This window comes from Candidatus Omnitrophota bacterium (assembly GCA_028716565.1).
GTDB lineage: Bacteria > Omnitrophota > Gorgyraeia > Pluralincolimonadales > Pluralincolimonadaceae > Pluralincolimonas.
Genome location: JAQUPL010000002.1, coordinates 17,082 through 34,131 on the forward strand (window position 1 = coordinate 17,082; position 17,050 = coordinate 34,131).

Annotated in this window: 17 protein-coding genes; 10 read left to right on the forward strand and 7 right to left on the reverse strand. The window is 52.7% G+C overall.

Features of this window, described 5'->3' with window-relative positions; all coding sequences use genetic code 11:
• Nucleotides 1-15 precede the first annotated feature (15 nt).
• Nucleotides 16-786, forward strand: a complete 771-nt coding sequence (gene mazG / locus PHO67_03285; GenBank protein ID MDD5546171.1) for a nucleoside triphosphate pyrophosphohydrolase — start codon at nucleotides 16-18, stop codon at nucleotides 784-786.
• Here mazG and PHO67_03290 read toward each other — a convergent pair.
• From PHO67_03290 to PHO67_03320, 7 genes are all read right to left on the reverse strand, one after another.
• Nucleotides 759-5,075, reverse strand: coding sequence for an acyl-CoA dehydratase activase (locus tag PHO67_03290; protein ID MDD5546172.1), 4,317 nt, complete (start codon nucleotides 5,073-5,075; stop codon nucleotides 759-761). The genes mazG and PHO67_03290 overlap by 28 nt on opposite strands.
• On the reverse strand, nucleotides 5,072-5,821 hold the full coding sequence (locus tag PHO67_03295; GenBank protein ID MDD5546173.1) for an alpha/beta fold hydrolase: 750 nt from the start codon (nucleotides 5,819-5,821) through the stop codon (nucleotides 5,072-5,074). The genes PHO67_03290 and PHO67_03295 overlap by 4 nt, the downstream gene beginning before the upstream one ends.
• A complete protein-coding gene (locus PHO67_03300; protein ID MDD5546174.1) occupies nucleotides 5,818-8,607 on the reverse strand; it encodes a DUF2339 domain-containing protein in 2,790 nt (929 codons plus the stop codon). The genes PHO67_03295 and PHO67_03300 overlap by 4 nt, the downstream gene beginning before the upstream one ends.
• Nucleotides 8,594-9,052, reverse strand: coding sequence for a MarR family transcriptional regulator (locus PHO67_03305; GenBank protein MDD5546175.1), 459 nt, complete (start codon nucleotides 9,050-9,052; stop codon nucleotides 8,594-8,596). Before PHO67_03305 ends, PHO67_03300 begins: the two co-directional genes overlap by 14 nt.
• Nucleotides 9,053-9,147: 95 nt before the next feature.
• A complete protein-coding gene (locus PHO67_03310; GenBank protein ID MDD5546176.1) occupies nucleotides 9,148-9,525 on the reverse strand; it encodes a hypothetical protein in 378 nt (125 codons plus the stop codon).
• Nucleotides 9,522-10,046 (reverse strand): NUDIX hydrolase, encoded by a 525-nt coding sequence (locus PHO67_03315; GenBank protein MDD5546177.1) that lies wholly within the window; start codon nucleotides 10,044-10,046, stop codon nucleotides 9,522-9,524. The genes PHO67_03310 and PHO67_03315 overlap by 4 nt, the downstream gene beginning before the upstream one ends.
• Before the next feature lie 107 nt (nucleotides 10,047-10,153).
• Complete coding sequence (locus PHO67_03320) at nucleotides 10,154-10,354, reverse strand: cold-shock protein (protein ID MDD5546178.1); 201 nt, start codon at nucleotides 10,352-10,354, stop codon at nucleotides 10,154-10,156.
• A gap of 273 nt (nucleotides 10,355-10,627) precedes the next feature.
• On the opposite strand from PHO67_03320, the gene ndhC reads away from it, so the two are divergent.
• Genes ndhC through nuoL form a run of 9 tightly spaced genes read left to right on the forward strand, consistent with a single transcriptional unit; the run spans nucleotide 10,628 to nucleotide 17,049 of the window.
• The gene (ndhC, locus tag PHO67_03325) at nucleotides 10,628-10,984 is read left to right on the forward strand and encodes an NADH-quinone oxidoreductase subunit A (protein MDD5546179.1); all 357 of its coding nucleotides are present in this window, start codon (nucleotides 10,628-10,630) and stop codon (nucleotides 10,982-10,984) included.
• Nucleotides 10,975-11,487: an NADH-quinone oxidoreductase subunit B gene (locus PHO67_03330; protein ID MDD5546180.1), complete on the forward strand. Its 513-nt coding sequence runs from the start codon at nucleotides 10,975-10,977 to the stop codon at nucleotides 11,485-11,487. Before ndhC ends, PHO67_03330 begins: the two co-directional genes overlap by 10 nt.
• On the forward strand, nucleotides 11,477-11,836 hold the full coding sequence (locus PHO67_03335; GenBank protein ID MDD5546181.1) for an NADH-quinone oxidoreductase subunit C: 360 nt from the start codon (nucleotides 11,477-11,479) through the stop codon (nucleotides 11,834-11,836). Before PHO67_03330 ends, PHO67_03335 begins: the two co-directional genes overlap by 11 nt.
• Before the next feature lie 23 nt (nucleotides 11,837-11,859).
• The gene (locus PHO67_03340) at nucleotides 11,860-12,930 is read left to right on the forward strand and encodes an NADH-quinone oxidoreductase subunit D (GenBank protein MDD5546182.1); all 1,071 of its coding nucleotides are present in this window, start codon (nucleotides 11,860-11,862) and stop codon (nucleotides 12,928-12,930) included.
• Nucleotides 12,930-13,904 (forward strand): NADH-quinone oxidoreductase subunit NuoH, encoded by a 975-nt coding sequence (nuoH, locus tag PHO67_03345; GenBank protein MDD5546183.1) that lies wholly within the window; start codon nucleotides 12,930-12,932, stop codon nucleotides 13,902-13,904. Before PHO67_03340 ends, nuoH begins: the two co-directional genes overlap by 1 nt.
• The gene (locus tag PHO67_03350; GenBank protein ID MDD5546184.1) at nucleotides 13,901-14,344 is read left to right on the forward strand and encodes a 4Fe-4S dicluster domain-containing protein; all 444 of its coding nucleotides are present in this window, start codon (nucleotides 13,901-13,903) and stop codon (nucleotides 14,342-14,344) included. Before nuoH ends, PHO67_03350 begins: the two co-directional genes overlap by 4 nt.
• Nucleotides 14,316-14,870: an NADH-quinone oxidoreductase subunit J gene (locus PHO67_03355; protein ID MDD5546185.1), complete on the forward strand. Its 555-nt coding sequence runs from the start codon at nucleotides 14,316-14,318 to the stop codon at nucleotides 14,868-14,870. Before PHO67_03350 ends, PHO67_03355 begins: the two co-directional genes overlap by 29 nt.
• On the forward strand, nucleotides 14,867-15,175 hold the full coding sequence (gene nuoK, locus PHO67_03360; GenBank protein ID MDD5546186.1) for an NADH-quinone oxidoreductase subunit NuoK: 309 nt from the start codon (nucleotides 14,867-14,869) through the stop codon (nucleotides 15,173-15,175). The genes PHO67_03355 and nuoK overlap by 4 nt, the downstream gene beginning before the upstream one ends.
• Nucleotides 15,169-17,049 (forward strand): NADH-quinone oxidoreductase subunit L, encoded by a 1,881-nt coding sequence (gene nuoL / locus PHO67_03365; protein MDD5546187.1) that lies wholly within the window; start codon nucleotides 15,169-15,171, stop codon nucleotides 17,047-17,049. The genes nuoK and nuoL overlap by 7 nt, the downstream gene beginning before the upstream one ends.
• Nucleotide 17,050 lies beyond the last annotated feature (1 nt).

Below are 17,050 nucleotides of genomic sequence, written 5' to 3' on the forward strand. Positions count from 1 at the left end.
GAAACGCATGTCCATATGAGCATAAGACCTTTCGAAAAATTAACCGGGATAATGGCCCGCCTTCGGGCGAAGGACGGCTGTCCGTGGGACAGGGCCCAGACACATTCCTCCCTCAAAAAACACATCATAGAGGAAGCGTATGAGCTCTGCGACGCTATAGATTCCAAAGACCCCGAAAAACTGAAGGACGAACTCGGGGACTTCCTCTTCCAGGTGGTCTTCCAGGCCCAGATCGCGAAAGAGCGAGGCGCCTTCGATATCGACGATGTCCTGCGGACGTCGGCGAAGAAGATGCTCAACCGCCATCCGCACGTCTTCGGAAAACACAGGGCGAAGGACGAGGACGACGCCTATAAACACTGGCAATCGCGCAAGGAGCAGGAAAGGTCCTATAAAGACAGAAAGAGCATATTAGACGGCGTCCCGAAGATACTTCCGGCCCTGATCAAGGCCCAGAAGGTCTCGAGGCGCGCGGCCCATCAGGGGTTCGATTGGCCGGATGTGAAATTCGTCGTCGATAAAGTGCACGAGGAACTTGAAGAAGTAAAAATGGAGTTAAAGAGCGGCAACAAGCGCCGCCTCGCAGAAGAGATCGGCGACTTATTGTTCGTTATCGTGATACTCTCCCGCTTCGGCGGCATCGACGCCGAGGAAGCCCTCCACAGCGCCACAAAGAAATTCGCCAAGCGGTTCGGTAACATCGAACGGGCGCTGAAAAAACGGCACAAAAAAATAAACGAATGCGGTTTTGAAGAACTCTACCGGCTATGGAGAGAGCTGAGGTAGCCATCCTCTTTTTCAGCGTCCGAAGCAACGATCTTCTTATGCAGCCTTTTTGTCTGGAGGCAGAACGCCTCGATCTTGGCTTCTATCAGCGGCGGGAAAGGCGTGCCGTCTATCTCTATCGACAGGAAAGGAAGCTCCTCGACCTCCTTTAGCCCCGTAAAATCCCGGTCGGATAATCCTTTTTTTGTGGTCAAATTCATGCTTCCGTTCAATATCGACTCGATTATCCTGGTGGGAAGGCACGCGAACGGCCCGACGCTTATCACTCCCGAGACATATTCCACTATCTCGTTCAATGCCGAGCCCACTACGACGATGGATTCCCCGGTAAGCTGCTCGTCGATAAAATTCCTGCCGGCCTTCATTATCTTTTCTATGTCTATGGCGTCATTATGGTACAGCCCGGAACCGGCGAGTATGCCCTTTATCTTCTTCTCGTAACTCCTCTGCAAAAATGTCTTCACGAAGAATTCTATCTTGCCGGATATCCCCAGGTTAGATTCGATCAATTTATTCTTAACAAGGTAATCTACATAGCAGATCCACTCGAGGACCGGGGAGGTCCGCGCTACGATCCCTTTCTGCGCGAGCCTTTCGATGAGCGGGTTGCAGCAGAAATCGTCCCGCCTTACGTATATCTCCCCCATTATAGCCACAGTAGTCGCCTCGGAGAGCGGGTGTTTCAACGGTATCGCCTTGAGCGCGGCGGACGCTTCTTCGAGGACCTTGTAAAGGCCTGCGCCTTTTTTCCCGAGGCAAGCCACAATATTATGCCACTGCTTATCGAATACCCTCATCGCCTCTTCTTTGTCTTTCGCCAGGGCCTTAAGCGCGTTCTTTATGTCATACATCGCGTCGTAGATGAGCGCGCCTTTAAGTATGAGTATGTTGAAGCTATTGCCCATTCCCAGGTAGCTGTTCTGGGTATCCATCGAATATACCGCCAGGTCCTTTATCCGTTTCTTCCTTATAAGGTCGTTAAAGAACGTGTTGTATTGCCCGAACCTGCAGTTCCCGCCGGTCGAAGGCATGAAATATACAAGGATGTCTCCGTCCTTCCGGTGTTCCAGGTATCTCATGAGGCTCCCGGCGCTCAATATCAGCGGCAGGCATTCCTTGCACGTCGTATTCGCCCGCCCGTGCTTAAGAGAGGTGCCGTCTGACGGCTGGAGCGGTATCGCGTTTATCCCCGCAGTCTTGAAGACAGCGGCAAGCGCCTCAGGGCCCATCGTCCCCATCGGCGGAAGGAGCAGCTTGACCCTCTTGTCGTCGATCCCGTAGCGCTTCCCGTCCGAAGATACCACCCATACTTTTTTATCGTGGCTAATGCAGCGCGCCGGCGTGAACGCCTCCCTGCCGTCCTGCGTAGCTGCGCCGAGCAAGCGGGACCTTTCCACTATATCCAGGAAAGCCTCTATCCTGGTGTTGATCCCTGCGTCCGCGGTATGGCTATCGATCTCGAGGATGAGTATCGGCCTCTTGTCCATCATATCCCTTACGTTGCCGACGATGAACGAATCCGGCCCGCAGCTGAAATTCGTCACGAATACGGGATAGAGCTGCGGATGTTTCTTTATGAAGCGCGCGGCCTTGAGTATCATCTGCCCGCTCGCCCAATACATATTAGCGTCATCGGACTCTTCTTCATACGGCAGGCAATCGAACGGCATGACCGTCACCCCGCGCGAGGAGAATTTATCGGGTATCGCCATGTTTGCTTCCGCGGCGAAAGTGTTATACGCCCTTCCCAGGAGGACCACGGCTATCCTCTCCGGGTCTTTCTTTAATTCCTCGAGGCATTCTCTCCCGTAACGCTTCAAGCCCTTCGTGAAATCATCCTGCTTTGCGCATGCCGCCTCGTAAGCCTTTACTGCGTCCCTTTTTGAAAATCCCATCTTTCCGGCCATATCCGCAAAGGCCTTGCGGGCGCCGCCGAGCCCTTTCGAAAAATCCAATACCGGGACGAGGACGTTGTTCTTATCGAAGCCCTTGAATGTGTTCTTCAGGTAATACGGCTCGCTCTGGAGGATGACGCACGTAGACTGTTGCTCCTTCCTCGACTTCTCCGCTTTCTTTGATTTAAGTTCCAGGACCTGCGGCAGGAATATATAATCCGGGTCTTTCTCGAGCAGGTTATGGAAGAGGCCATGGGCTATCTCTGCCGGATAACAGAACGGCGCCCTCTTGTGCTGTACCCCGTAGTCGGATATCGCGTCCGAAACCACGACCTTCATCCCCAGTGACTCAAAAAAAGTGTTATATAAAGGAAAAAAGATGTGCGTCAAAAATGACCTGCTTATCCCAACGGTCTTTGCGGCCGCAGGCGCGGACGGCCCTGAGGCGAGCGGCGCGAACAGCCTCTCCTGGCGCATCTTGACCAGGTTCAGTTTTGCCTCGTCGACATTTACGGAATGGTTAATATTATAATACCTGTTGCACGAACCGCCGAAGAGGTAGATCCTGCCGCCTATCTCTATCCTGAGTATGCTGCAGCCGCGGTCGCATTTTTCCGCGCCGCCCTTGCACTTAAAACTGTCGTGGTATTTGACGTCCCTGCCGATAAGCCCGGAGAGCTCGAAATCTTTTCTTTTCAGCAGGCCCTTATTTAATTTATCCTTTATCTCCAGGGCCGCCCCGAAAGCGCCCATAAGCCCCGGCTCCGGCGGCACCACTATCTTTTTGCCCAAAAGCGAGGCCATGGCGACAGGCACGGCCTTGTTGTAACATACGCCGCCCTGCATGAGGACCTTGTCCCCAACTATCCTGTTGCCTTTGACGCGGTTGCTGTAATTCATGCATATCGAATAGACCAGCCCGGCGACGATATCCTCTTTCTTGAGCCCTTCGTAAGAAGCGGTCTTGATGTCACTGCTTATAAATGCGGCGCACTGGTCGTTGAAATTAGGCGGGCTTTCGCCCTTCATCGCGTACCGCTCGATCTCGCGCAGCTCGACGCCGAGGGTCTCCTTGCATGACTCCTCGAGGAATGAGCCGGTGCCGGCCGAACACGCCTCGTTCATCGCGTAATCGCAGGCGACCATATTTTTGATATGCGTATATTTCGCGTCCTGCCCGCCGATCTCGAATATAGTGTCGACTTCATCGTCAAAATATACGGCGGCGCGGGCGTGGGCTATTATCTCGTTTACTATCCCGTCAGTCATCGCGTGTAATGCCGCTATCTGCCTGCCGGACCCGGTGACGCCCAATCCCGATATCTTTATTTTTTTGTCGAGGCTCTTCTCCAGGGCCTTGTAGCAATTGCGCGAGGCCTCGACCGGGTTGCCGTTCGTCCTGAGGTAGACGGAATCGAGCACCGCGTTATCGCGCTCCCTCATTATTACCGCTTTCGTTGTTGTCGAGCCGACGTCGAGACCCAAAATACATGCGTCTCCGTCCGAATATTCCGTTTTTTTCCAGGCATCCTTAAATTCGACGAGCGGCAGGGCCGACCTAAGCGCCGGCAGGGCAGTGTATCTCGAGGCGCGGCGCTTCTCCTTTAATAATTTGGCGTCGGATATGACTGCGCTGTGTTCCATCATCCATAGGGCCGCGCCAAGGGCCTCGAAATACGCGGCTTCGTTAGGCACATATATTGAATGTATCTCTTTTTTAAGGAAGCTGATGACGCGCGGGTTCAGGGCGACGCCTCCGATGAGCATAACCTTTTCTTTAGGCATGTCTACCAGCAGCTCCATCACTTTCCTGGACATCATCTCGCACAGCCCGGCCAGTATCTCGCTCACGTTCTGCCCTTTATTGAGCGCGTGGGTGCAATCGCTCTTGCAGAATACCGAGCACCTGCTTGAGAGCCGGTAGACCTTATCCGCAGATACGAGCTTCTCCGCATCGTCCAGCGAGAGGTCCATCCTCCTTAACTGCTGCGCAAAGAACTCGCCGGTCCCTGAGGCGCATTTGTTGAGCGTCCTTACGCCTGAGATGTTCCCCTGTTTATCCAGTATATACGCGATGAAAAGCTCGGCGCCCATGCTTACGACCGCGTTGTAATGTTTTTTTTCGGTATTTATGAATTTCAGCGCTTCTTCAACCGCCTCGGGCTCGGAGATCCACGGCAGGTTCACCGATGAATCCACCTTCCTGCCGGTCACGGCGATATTGCGGTATCCCTCGTCGAGGAGCCTGTTCAGGGCCTGCTCGAGACAGCCGAATATGTTCCCCTCGTGCGGCACGCTTATCACCTTGCCCACGCGGAGCTTATGCTCCTCCTTATATATCTCTACTGAGGTCAGGTTAGACGCCCCGACGCATATGCCGCAAGATTTGATCATAAAAGTGTTTCCTTGAACCAGCCTAACATCAGTTCTTTCATCCGGTCCGGGTATTTCTCGATAAGCCTTTCGGCGTGAAAACCGTTATGCAGTATAGCCAATCTTTTGTTCTTGGTTACCGCCGCGTCGTAGAGTTTCCTTGAGTGGTAATCCTTTATGACCCAATCCCTGTCGCCGTGGATAAATAGCATCGGAATCTCTTTGATCTCCGCGACGGACTTTATCGGCTTGACCTTGGGCAGGAATATATTATCGAGCTTCGCGCCTTTTCCTTCCCACTTGCATTCAAAATTAGCCATCAGGTCGGAGAGCATCTCCGGTTCCCAGAAATGATAATTCATGTCCCAGAAACTGAACGGCGCGCTGATGAGGATCATACTTTTTATCTCCGGCCGATTAACCGCGACGTTCATCGCCGTCGCCGCGCCCAGGGAAAAACCGATCACCCCGATCTTTTTGTACCCGCACCCTGCGGCATAATCCAATACTGCCCCCAGATCGAGCGGCTCGGTTGAAGTCCAGGTAAACTTACTCCCGCTCTCGCCGTGTCCCCTGAAATCAAAGATTATGACGTCATAAGACGAGGAGACTATTTCCACGGTCTTTTTCATGAACGAGTTCTTCTTGCTGTTAAAAAAACCGGGACATACTATCACCACGGAATCGAACCCGTTCTTATAATGGTCGTAGGCGATGTTGACGCCGTCCGTGGTTGCTACCATTCCGGCTAGCGCAAGGGCGATCATTTGTCCTTCCCCACGTTGTATTTGTTATAAAGGAATGAGGTGACCAGGAATATCGCGCCCAGCACCATGAAGCTTATGATCTTATAGACTGCCGCGACATGCGCCATATCGACCAATATTATCCTGGCAAGAGTAAGGCCGAACAGCCAGAACCCGCCGATCCTGAAGACCTTGTCTTTGGCCATAAACCCTATCGCGAACATCGCCGCGCCCTCGACGCCCAAGGCCAGGCTTACAAAATTCCTCCCGACCTCTTTGAAAATAATAGACGTCGCGACGATAGCCGCGATGACGAAGATGGATAGCGGGACGCCCTTTTCGAATTCCGATGCTTCTTTCAGGCCTTTGTATAGGAAATATAAGGCCGCGAACAGGGCCATCTCGACCGCAAAGGCAAGCCAGTTCACCGCCTCAAAACCCCAGTTCGCGTCGATAAATACCATCCGGATCGAGAACATCGCCAGGAGGACCAGTGAATAGGCGCGGAAATACGCGTCTTTTGCCATACGGCCCGTAAATAATAACGCGGCCGCCTCAAAAGCCCACGCCAGGCTAAGCCAGCGCAGGGGGACTGCGTCCCAAAGGAAGAGGGTAAGATACGCGGTCCCTATCGCGGAATATGCTTTAACCATCGGGTATTCCCCGGCGAACCGTTCCGCTTGCCCGAGACGCCTGTTAAAATAATCACACAAAAACATGGCTGCAAGGCCGGCAAGCAGTATTACTTTCTTCCATGTTATCGCGGCCCCGAAGAACGCCAGCGTATAATAAAGATGATAATCGAATGCCAGGGCTTTAATGAATATGACGGCGCTTCCTACGAGCGCGATCACGCGGACAGGCCTTATCTCATAACCCAAACCCAGGATGAGCAATAACGGCAGCTGCGCCATTATCCAAATGAAGTTATGGCCGTTCTCCGTGAAGATCAAAACGAATGAGGCGGCGACCAAAAGCGCGTATGAATATATGCGGAAAGCCCTGTCCTTAAGCCAAAACGCTATAAGGGCGAGGATAAAGACCTCTTCGAACAAGATCACCCCCAGCCATGCCTTAGAAGCCGTATCCCACAGGAACATGGTAAGATATACCGTACCGAAAAATGAGTATACATTCGTAAGGGCACCTTCCTTTTCCAGGCGCACATCGTCATTTATCCGCCTGGCTATAAGGACGGATAGATACGAAGAGAGCGCTCCGATGAAGAATATGAAATTTTTCAACGTGAAATCATGGCCGAATACCGTAAAGACCCCGGATACGGCAAAATCCAGCGTTATTATCCTCACAAAAACCGCGGCCGCCAGCATCAGGCCGAAGATCCTGAAAGATTTCTTGCCGAAACGCCAGCCTATGTACATTATGCACGGCAGCTCTATCAGCCATATGACCGTCGTGCTTAAGGGGATCTGCCTGAGCGGCACGGCAAATGTGACGAGCGAAAGCGCTATAAGAGTATTCACGGTCGACATTACCCTGTTCTTCATCCGGGATGAGGCGAGAGCCAGTACGGCATATACGAGGCCGAGACCGAAGACGAACGGGAACCTGAAGTCGGGGTATTGCGCGTAGATTTTCGAATAGGCCAATACGAAGAACGGCAAAAAATTGGAAAAGCTCGCCACTGCGAGCTGCTTTTTTTCGTTTTCGTTCTGGTCCTTGATCAAATATATCGATACGGTAAAAACAAGCCAGTAGAGCGCGACAAAACCGTTGTTTAGCCAGAACTGGACCTGTCCCACATCTAAAACCCCGACGGGGACGAAAGAGGCATGCACTTGTTTAACGACCCAGAATATGTGCGTCATGTATGTCAGCGCAATGCCTACGAATATCATTTTGAGCCACCGCATCTTGTAGACCAGGACAACCGATACCACCGCCAGGAAGAGGCAGCTCGCCAGGGTAAAATAATTGATATCGCCGAGCGTTGCCGTAAAATATCCCACAAAGAGCGCCACGGATGAAATTTCCTGCGATTTGTATTTTAGCGTGTGCAGCAGTATCGCGACCGCAACTGCCGCAAGCAATATCAGGTCTACGAGCTGGCTCTGGATGATGCGGGAAGCCTGGAAATGATACATCGCGTAAGTGGTAAAATACGCTATAGCCCATCCTCCCCCCAAAAGGCTGCGTCCGTAATAGGCCAGGCCGGCTCTCTTTTCCAGCTTGACGCCGATGACGAGCAAACCGGCACCTATGATATAGCCGGTGAGTATTTTCATGAACGGGCCGAAATATTTAAAGGTATAGCTTATGAGAAAAGTGACGCCCATCGCGAGGACAAGGATGCCGACTTTGTTAAGCCAGTATTTCCCCATCTTCTGCTCAAGGCCGACGGCTGCCGGGACCTCCAAAGCAGGATGTGCAATCAAAGGAGCGGGTATCGGCGCTGCCGGTCTCTTTTCAGGCTTAGCGGCCTTTTCTGCCTTCGCTTCAGGCTCCTGGCGGGAGGGTTCTTTCAGTATATTTTCAAGGACGCTTATCCGGTAGGCGGTATCCGAATAGAGGGTTTTTATCTGATCCAATTCTTTCTTGATGGCCTCCAATGACAGCGGGCTGCCGATCATTTGGGCCGGAGATTTTTCACTCTTTTCCGGCCCGGCTTTCGGTAATAATGAAATGATGATCAGCGTAACGGGCCCTCCGATACAGCCCAGCAAGAACCATGCTATCGCGCTCCTGTTTTTTGCGACAGCGGCGATGACCGGAGAGGCAATTATTGAGACTATCCATAAAACGGGGAATAGCCTCAAGATCATATCGAACTCGTTAAAGTAATACATCTTCGGTCCTCCTTAGCCCCTTTTCGAGCCTGCCTATGATATTGGCAAGCTCGCGTTTGTCATTTTCGCCCAGGAACCACGCGATCTGTTTAAGGATATCGAAATATTTCTCCTCGACCTTCTTTATCAGGTCCTTCCCTTTCTGCGTTATCGCGGTATATTTCACCCGGCGGTCATCCGCGCTGCCTTCCCTCTTCACGAGGCCGAGTTTCTCGAGCCTGTCGATGATACCGGTTATGTTCGAGCGGGATACGACGCGATGGCCGCCCAAGTCGCTTTGCGTGACCCTCTTCTCCGAATACTTCAGTATGACTAAAACGTCGTATTGGGTGGTCGTGACCCCATATTTGCTGAAAAACCTGTCGCCGGCTTTTACAAGCGCCTCGGAAATGCGCACCAGCTTTAATACCGCCTCGTTATTCAGCCTGTCCAGTTCGGTAGCCATGACAATCTCCTTATATTTGTTATTGTATTGATAGTTTATATAATAACAATTATGTTGTCAAGTATTTTTTTGGGAAATCTTCAACCTGAATGCCTCTATTCTATCTTGTATTCCACCGGGCGGGTAAATGCCTTCTTGAAGTCGTAGACATCCTTGAAGTCTTCTATCGAATCGGCCTCGGTCTTGGCGAGGAGCTTCGCTTCTATAAGGTTAAATACGATATTCCCGAAATCTTCCGTCCGGGTGATGCCCCAGTGCTCGAGGACGTTTTTGGCCATCGGGCCGAACTGTTCCACCGCGTAAAGCCGCATGCCATCGGAGAGCTCCCGCCCTGTCACATGGCGGGGCTTATCGAGTTTTGCCACCGTAAAATTAAGCCCTTTAAGGACGAAGAAATAGGCCTCCCCGTCGTAGCGCGGGTCCTTTTTAGCCGCTTCATCTATTATACTAACCAGGTTAAATTCGTCTTTCATCCCTTCTCCGCGGCAAGTAAGAGCGCGATTATCGTCTTCGCGTCCCTTATCCTGCCTTCTTTTATATATCTTAACGCGTCCGAAAGCTTCACCGTTCTTACCTTTATGTCCTCGTCGAAATCAGCCGCGAGCTTGGAGGGCCTGAGGCCTGTCGCCTTGTAAATTATCACAAACTCATCCGTGACGCCGGGCGAAGGGTAGAATATATTGATCTTCTCGAGCCTGCCGGCCGCGTAACCTATCTCCTCTTGTATCTCCCTCTTGGCCGCCGAGAGAGGGGCTTCGCCTTTGTGCAGTGTGCCGGCCGGTATCTCAAGGAGCCTTTCGCCGACTGCGTAACGGAATTGCTCGACCAGCACGACTTTGTCTTTAGTGAGGAACGGGATTATTCCGACAGAGCCGATATGGTGGACCACCTCCCACCTCGCCTTGCGGCCCCTAATCAACCCGTCGCTTACGACGAGGCGCACTATCCTGCCGTCGTAGACAAGCGTCTTCTTTTGGAGTTTAAATTTTGCCATCGCCCGTATTCTACACGTTTATCGGACAAAAAACAAGGCCCGGTAACAAGAAAGGGGGCACTTTACTTTTCAGTAATGCGCCCCCTATTCGTTTGGTTTCTCTGGGATTAGAGCTTTACTACTTTCGTAGCCTGCTCACCCTTGGGACCCTTTTCGACTTCGAACTCGACTTCCTGTCCCTCGGTTAAAGATTTATAACCTTCACCCTGGATCGAGCTGTGATGTACGAATACATCCTTGCCGTTCTCAGGAGTAATGAATCCGTAACCTTTCTGGTCGCTGAACCACTTTACCTTACCTTTTGCCATTATTTACTAACCTCCTTTCCTCTTGAATTATAGTAAATAACGACAGAAAAAAACCGCAAGGCTAGAATTATCACCAACCGTTGCGGTATAGGATTTCTAATCTTTTATTTACTACGGGAGTAATTATAGCACATACCCCCGGCTTGTCAAGGATTATTTACGGGCGGGACGGGCATTTATATCTTTGACATCATGACCCTGTATTTTGTATAATCATACAAGCCAGCCATTATCATGACCAGCAAGAGAGTCCAGGGAGCCTAAGACCATATTATGATAGCGGATTACGGATACGTAGGTTTATTTCTCCTCTTCGGAATCGTTTTTGTGGCAGGGGCCTTTATCGTCTCCTGGTTCCTGAGGCCGCGCGACCCCAACCCGGCCAAGAGATCCTGCTACGAGTGCGGCGAAGTAGTAAAGGGCAGCTCGTGGATACAGTTTAACGTCCGGTACTACCTCATCGCCCTTATATTCGTCGTCTTCGACGTCGAAGTCCTCTTCCTCGTGCCCTGGGCGGTCATCTTCCGCGAGCTTGGGATAGTCGCCTTCGTTGAGATGATAATCTTTATAGCCATCCTTATAGCCGGCCTCGCATACGCCTGGAAGAAAGGAGCCCTCGAATGGCAGTGATCGAGAAGATACCTGCCTCGGGGCTCATAGAAAAATTTCCGGGCGGCGGTATCGTCCTTGCTACCGGAGAGAACGTATTGAAATGGAGTAAGGCCTCATCCCTGTGGCCCTTGACCTTCGGCCTTGCCTGCTGCGCTTTTGAGATGATGGCGGCAGGCGCTTCGCGGTTCGACATTGACCGCTTTGGCGCCGGCGTCTTCCGCGCATCCCCCAGGCAGTGCGACGTGATGATAGTCGCCGGGACGATCTGCGCCAAGATGGGCGACTGCATGAAACGGATCTACGCCCAGATGCCCGAGCCCAAATACGTCATCGCAATGGGAAATTGCGCGATCTCAGGCGGGATCTTCCACCGCGACACATATTCCGTGGTCAAAGGGACCGAGGCGCTGGGAATACCTGTCGACGTTTACATCCCCGGCTGCCCTCCCCGTCCGGAGAACCTGCTCTTCGGGCTGATAAAACTCCAGGAAAAGATCAGGAAGGAAAAACGTGCCCGCTGATACCGGAAGACAAGTGGATATTTCAAAAGAGGCCCTCCTGGAAACGGCCCGCCGCCTTAAAAACGAGGGTTTCAATGACCTGCATTGCATTACCGCCGTTGACAGGAAAGACGGCATCGAGCTCGTCTATATTTTTTACGCAATGGACAAGCATGCCTGTACGATCTTAAGAACAAGGCTAACGCTTGACGATCTAAGCGCGGAGAGCCTCGCGCATATCTGGAGATCTGCGGACTGGCTCGAACGCGAAGTATACGACCTTTTCGGCGTAAAGTTCTTGAACCACCCGGACCTAAAAAGGATACTCAATCCAGACGATTGGACAATACACCCGTTAAGGAAAACTTAAGGACCGAGGAATTCTGGGTCAATATGGGGCCGCAGCACCCCTCGACCCACGGCGTCCTCTATCTCGAGGTCAGGTTAAGCGGCGAGACCGTCGTCGACCTCATTACCCATATCGGTTATCTCCACCGCGGCATGGAGAAGATAGCCGAGAACCGCACCTATACCCAGTTCATACCTTATACCGACAGGCTCGACTACGTCGCGTCGATGACGAACAACCTCGGCTATGTCCTCGCCGTAGAAAAGCTCATGAAGGCGGAAATACCGGAGCGCGCGAAATACATCCGCGTCATCGTCGCCGAACTACAGAGGATAGCCAGCCATCTCGTCGGCATCACGACTTTCACGCAGGACCTCGGCGCGTTCGCCACTCCCCTCTTCTACGGGTTCCGCGAGCGCGAGAAGATACTTGATCTCTTCGACGAGCTGTGCGGCAACCGCCTTACGTATGATTATATGAGGATAGGCGGCGTCCAGTTCGACCTGCCGAAAGGGGCGGGCGGGAAGATAAGGGGCATAGTCAAATATATGGGACCGAAGATAGACGACCTCGAAAACCTGTTCAGTTCCAACGCCATATTTGTCGCGAGGACTAAAGGCGTAGGCGTCCTCACCAAAGAAAAAGCCCTAAATTACAGCGTGACCGGCCCTAACCTCCGCGCCTCAGGCGTGAAATGGGACCTGCGCAAGGATGAGCCATACCTTTGTTATGACAGGTTCAATTTCGATATTCCGACGGGATCGAACGGGGATTCGTGGGACAGGTATAAGGTGAGGATCGAGGAGATGAGACAGAGCCTGCGCATAATCGAACAGGCGTTGGATGGGCTGCCGGAAGGCGACCCCACGGTCAAGATCGGCCGCGTAATAAAACCAGCTCCCGGCGAAGTATATATGAGGACGGAGGCGCCGCGCGGCGAATTGGGTTTTTATATCGTAAGCGACGGTTCGGCCGTTCCCTATCGCATGAAGATACGTTCCCCCTCCTTCTCTAACCTTGCCGTGCTTTCGGAACTGGTAAAAGGCGCAAAAGTAGCCGATGTCGTCTGCGTGCTGGGAAGCCTTGATATCGTCGTGGGAGATACGGACAGGTAATGGTCTCGATACTTACGTTCATAGTGATGATTGTCGTCGGCGCGGTAGTCCTCGGATTTATCGCGGTATCGGCGATGTTCCTTATATGGTGGGAACGCAAGGTAGCGGCCCATATCCAGACCAGGTACGGCCCGATGCGGGTCGGCTGGCACGGGGCCTTACAGTCGGTAGCAGATGTCATAAAACTGCTCTTAAAAGAAAATATCACGCCTGAAGGGGTAGATAAGCCGGTCTGGTGGCTCGCGCCGTTCTTCGCGGTCGTCCCGTCAGTAATGGTTTTTGTTTGTATCCCATTTGGAAATTTGTTCGGGATCGACCTGATACCGCGTGACCTGAACATCGGCATCCTGTATATAATTGCGCTCACCTCCGTCTGCGTCCTCGGGATATTCATGGCAGGATGGGGCTCGAACAATAAATATTCGCTCCTGGGCGGGATGCGCTCGGCCGCCCAGATAGTAAGTTACGAGGTCCCGCTGATAATATCGGTGGTGACCGCGGCTATGTTCGCCGGCACCCTCTCGATGCAGAAGATTGTCGAGGCGCAAAAAGGGATGTGGTTCGTCTTCCAGCCGAATATGGCGCTGGCGTTCCTCATATTCGTGATCTCCGCGACGGCAGAGATAAACCGGACGCCGTTCGACATACCCGAAGCCGAGTCGGAGCTGGTCGCCGGGTTCCACACGGAATATTCCGGGATGAAATTCGCGATGTTCTTCCTCGGCGAATACACTAATCTTTTTATTGTTTCCGCCCTCGCCGCGACATTATTCCTCGGCGGATGGCAGGGGCCGTTCTTGCCGCCAGTATTATGGTTCTTGATAAAGACGTACGGCGTCATAACCGTTTTGATGTGGGTCAGGTGGACCTTACCGAGGGTGCGCGTCGACCAGTTGATGGGTTTCGCCTGGAAGGTGCTCACGCCTATAGCGTTCGCGAACCTCGCGGTCGCGGGATGGGTATTGCTAAGATGATAAAATATTTCAAGGATATAATCACCGGCGCCTGGAGCCTTATAAGGGGGCTCTTGGTGACATTGAGGAATCTCTTTTCGAAGGCGGTCACCATCCAATACCCGACGCAGAAGCTCCGGATGGTTGATAGGTACCGCGGTCTCGTAGACCTGCGTATCGAAAAATGCATCAAGTGCTACATGTGCGTCAAGATATGCCCTACGGGATGCCTTTCTCTCGCGCATAAAGAGAACGCGGAGAAGAAAAAGGAGTTCGAGCACTTCAAATATAATATGGAGCTCTGCTGTTTCTGCGGCATGTGCGACCAGGTATGCCCGGCACAGGCGATATATATGAACAAGATGTATGAGATAGCGGTATACGGCCGGGATAAGATAACGCATATAGACCTTTTAAATACGGGGAAATACGATGAGTGGGCTCATCCAACTGTTAAATAACCTGCTGAATAATTACGGACTGCCGCAAGGGTTCATCGTCCAGGCGTCGTTCTATATCATCGCCGCGGCCGCGGTCATATCGGCCATCGGCGTCGTGACTTCGCGCAACATCTTCCATTGCGCGATCTTTTTGGCCGTCTCCCTCTTCTGCGTCGCCGGTGTCTACCTCTTCCTGGGCGCGGAATTCCTGGCCGTGGTCCAGGTCCTTATATACGTCGGCGCAATAGTGACATTATTCCTCTTCGCCATAATGCTGACCGCGAACATCGGCGACAGGTCGATAAGGCACACGAACAAACAGGTCCTGGCAGGCGGAGTGATCGCGATAATGATGTGTGCATTCTTTGTATTCATCATAATAGGCGAGCCGTGGAAGAAAGCGCTCGTACAGGCGCAGCCGCTGACCCTCCAGGAGATAGGCAAGTCGCTCATGTCCGTATACGCGCTGCCGTTCGAGGTCATATCCCTTATCCTGCTCGCCGCGCTTGTCGGGGCGATAGTAATAGGAAAGGTGAAGAAAGAATGATACCCCAGAGCCATTTCCTTATATTGGGCGCAGTATTGTTCGCGATAGGCCTGTACGGCGCGTTGACCCGCAGGACCGCCATCGGTATATTGATGTCTATCGAGCTCATCCTTAACGCGGCAAACATAAACCTCATCACCTTTAATAAGTTCCTGGGCAGCCCTGACGGGCTGGGCCAGATATTCGCGTTATTCGTCATTGCGATAGCGGCGGCATCGGCCGTGGTCGGCCTCGTGCTCGTGATCGCCGTATACAGGAACATGAAGACGATATTCACCGAAAAGATAAATATGCTGAAATGGTAAAATACGCGCATTTTATACCGCTCTTCCCGTTCATGGCTTTTGCCATAAACATCCTTTTCGGGCGCAGGCTCAAGAAGGCAAGCGCGCTCGTCTCTATAGCCGCCTCGTCTGTCGCCCTGGCCATCGCGGCCGTCACTTTCATCGGGAATCTAAACGGCGAAGGCTCTTATACCGTCGCGAAATGGATCTTCTTGAACGGGCTCCCGCTCGATTTCGGGATAACGGTGGATCCGCTCACATGCATGATGCTGCTGGTCGTCACTATCGTCGGGACCCTCATACAGATATATTCCATGGGATATATGCGCGATGACGCGAGGTACTCGAGGTTCTTCGCGTATATGTCGCTCTTTATGGGCTCGATGCTCGGCTTGCTGCTGGCCGATAATTTCGTCATGCTTTATATCTTCTGGGAAGGCGTAGGCCTCTGCTCCTACCTGTTGATATCGTTCTGGTTCGAGAGGCCCGCGGCCGCTAGGGCAGGCATGAAGGCGTTCATAACGACCAGGATAGGCGACACAGGGCTCCTGGTCGGCATACTGCTCCTCTTCTTCTCGGTAAAGACCCTCTATTTCAGGGACCTCGCGGGCCTGGCGATAAACGATGTCACGCTCACGGCCGTAGGCATACTCATATTCTGCGGCGCGGTCGGGAAATCGGCGCAATTTCCCCTGCACGTGTGGCTTCCTGACGCGATGGAAGGCCCGACCCCGGTCTCGGCGTTGATACACGCGGCCACAATGGTCGCGGCAGGCGTATATCTTATCGCGCGCTGCTACGGGCTGTTCATCTCCCACCATATCGCCCTGGTCTCCGTCGCATATGTCGGCGCGATAACGGCGTTCATGGCCGCCTCGATCGCGCTGGTCAATAACGACATAAAACGCATCCTCGCATATTCGACAATAAGCCAGCTTGGGCTTATGATGCTGGGCCTCGGAGTCGGCGGCTATGAGGCGGGCACTTTCCACCTGATGACCCACGCGTTCTTCAAGGCCCTGCTCTTCCTCTGCGCGGGAAGCATAATACATTCTATACACGTGGAGGGTGACCCTGCGATACATACCCAGGATATACGCAAGATGGGCGGGCTCTTCCCGAAGATGAAAATAACCGGCACGACGTTGATAATCGCGGGCCTGGCGATCGCCGGAATACCGCCGCTCTCAGGCTTCTGGTCGAAAGACGAACTCCTGTCCGAGATAATAAATACGGGGCATCCGGTCCTTTTCGCCGCGGCGTCGCTGACAAGCCTGATGACCGCGTTCTATATCTTCCGCCTTATCTTCCTCGTGTTATTCGGTAAAGCGCGGCCCGGCATGCGCGCCCATGAATCGCCGTATGTGATGACTATCCCGCTGGCTATCTTAGCCGTATTTTCGGTATTCGCCGGATTTTTCAGGCCGGTCCAGCCCGACTATCTCACGATGGGCGTATCGACGGCGATAGCCGTCATCGGTATAGGCCTCGCCTATTCTTTCTATATACTCAACAACAAGATACTCTCGGCCGACATCCGCGCCAGGTTCGGTTTCCTTTACAGGCTCCTCTCGAACAAATATTATATCGACGAGATATACGAGGCGGTATTCATAAAGCCCTGCTTCCGGCTCGCAGAATCCGCCGCCAAATTCGACCTTAACGTCGTTGACGGCGCCGTAAACCTCGCGGCTTATGTCTCGGTCGTCGTAAGCAGGATACAGTCCTGGTTCGACCTCTACATCGTAGACGGGATAGTAAATATGGCGGCGAACATCACGTGGCTCTGCTCCGCGATACTGCGCAGGCTGCAGACCGGCCTCGTGCAGAATTACATACTGATAGCGTTCTTCGGGCTCGCGATAATCATACTGATAAAATTGATAGGAGGTTAGA

Bases quoted from the DNA above. Each gene is read 5' to 3' on its own strand.
- mazG (MDD5546171.1), top strand. From the start codon at position 16: ATGAGCATAAGACCTTTCGAAAAATTAACCGGGATAATGGCCCGCCTT.
- PHO67_03290 (MDD5546172.1), bottom strand. From the start codon at position 5,075: ATGATCAAATCTTGCGGCATATGCGTCGGGGCGTCTAACCTGACCTCA.
- PHO67_03295 (MDD5546173.1), bottom strand. From the start codon at position 5,821: ATGATCGCCCTTGCGCTAGCCGGAATGGTAGCAACCACGGACGGCGTC.
- PHO67_03300 (MDD5546174.1), bottom strand. From the start codon at position 8,607: ATGTATTACTTTAACGAGTTCGATATGATCTTGAGGCTATTCCCCGTT.
- PHO67_03305 (MDD5546175.1), bottom strand. From the start codon at position 9,052: ATGGCTACCGAACTGGACAGGCTGAATAACGAGGCGGTATTAAAGCTG.
- PHO67_03310 (MDD5546176.1), bottom strand. From the start codon at position 9,525: ATGAAAGACGAATTTAACCTGGTTAGTATAATAGATGAAGCGGCTAAA.
- PHO67_03315 (MDD5546177.1), bottom strand. From the start codon at position 10,046: ATGGCAAAATTTAAACTCCAAAAGAAGACGCTTGTCTACGACGGCAGG.
- PHO67_03320 (MDD5546178.1), bottom strand. From the start codon at position 10,354: ATGGCAAAAGGTAAGGTAAAGTGGTTCAGCGACCAGAAAGGTTACGGA.
- ndhC (MDD5546179.1), top strand. From the start codon at position 10,628: ATGATAGCGGATTACGGATACGTAGGTTTATTTCTCCTCTTCGGAATC.
- PHO67_03330 (MDD5546180.1), top strand. From the start codon at position 10,975: ATGGCAGTGATCGAGAAGATACCTGCCTCGGGGCTCATAGAAAAATTT.
- PHO67_03340 (MDD5546182.1), top strand. From the start codon at position 11,860: ATGGGGCCGCAGCACCCCTCGACCCACGGCGTCCTCTATCTCGAGGTC.
- nuoH (MDD5546183.1), top strand. From the start codon at position 12,930: ATGGTCTCGATACTTACGTTCATAGTGATGATTGTCGTCGGCGCGGTA.
- PHO67_03350 (MDD5546184.1), top strand. From the start codon at position 13,901: ATGATAAAATATTTCAAGGATATAATCACCGGCGCCTGGAGCCTTATA.
- PHO67_03355 (MDD5546185.1), top strand. From the start codon at position 14,316: ATGAGTGGGCTCATCCAACTGTTAAATAACCTGCTGAATAATTACGGA.
- nuoK (MDD5546186.1), top strand. From the start codon at position 14,867: ATGATACCCCAGAGCCATTTCCTTATATTGGGCGCAGTATTGTTCGCG.
- nuoL (MDD5546187.1), top strand. From the start codon at position 15,169: ATGGTAAAATACGCGCATTTTATACCGCTCTTCCCGTTCATGGCTTTT.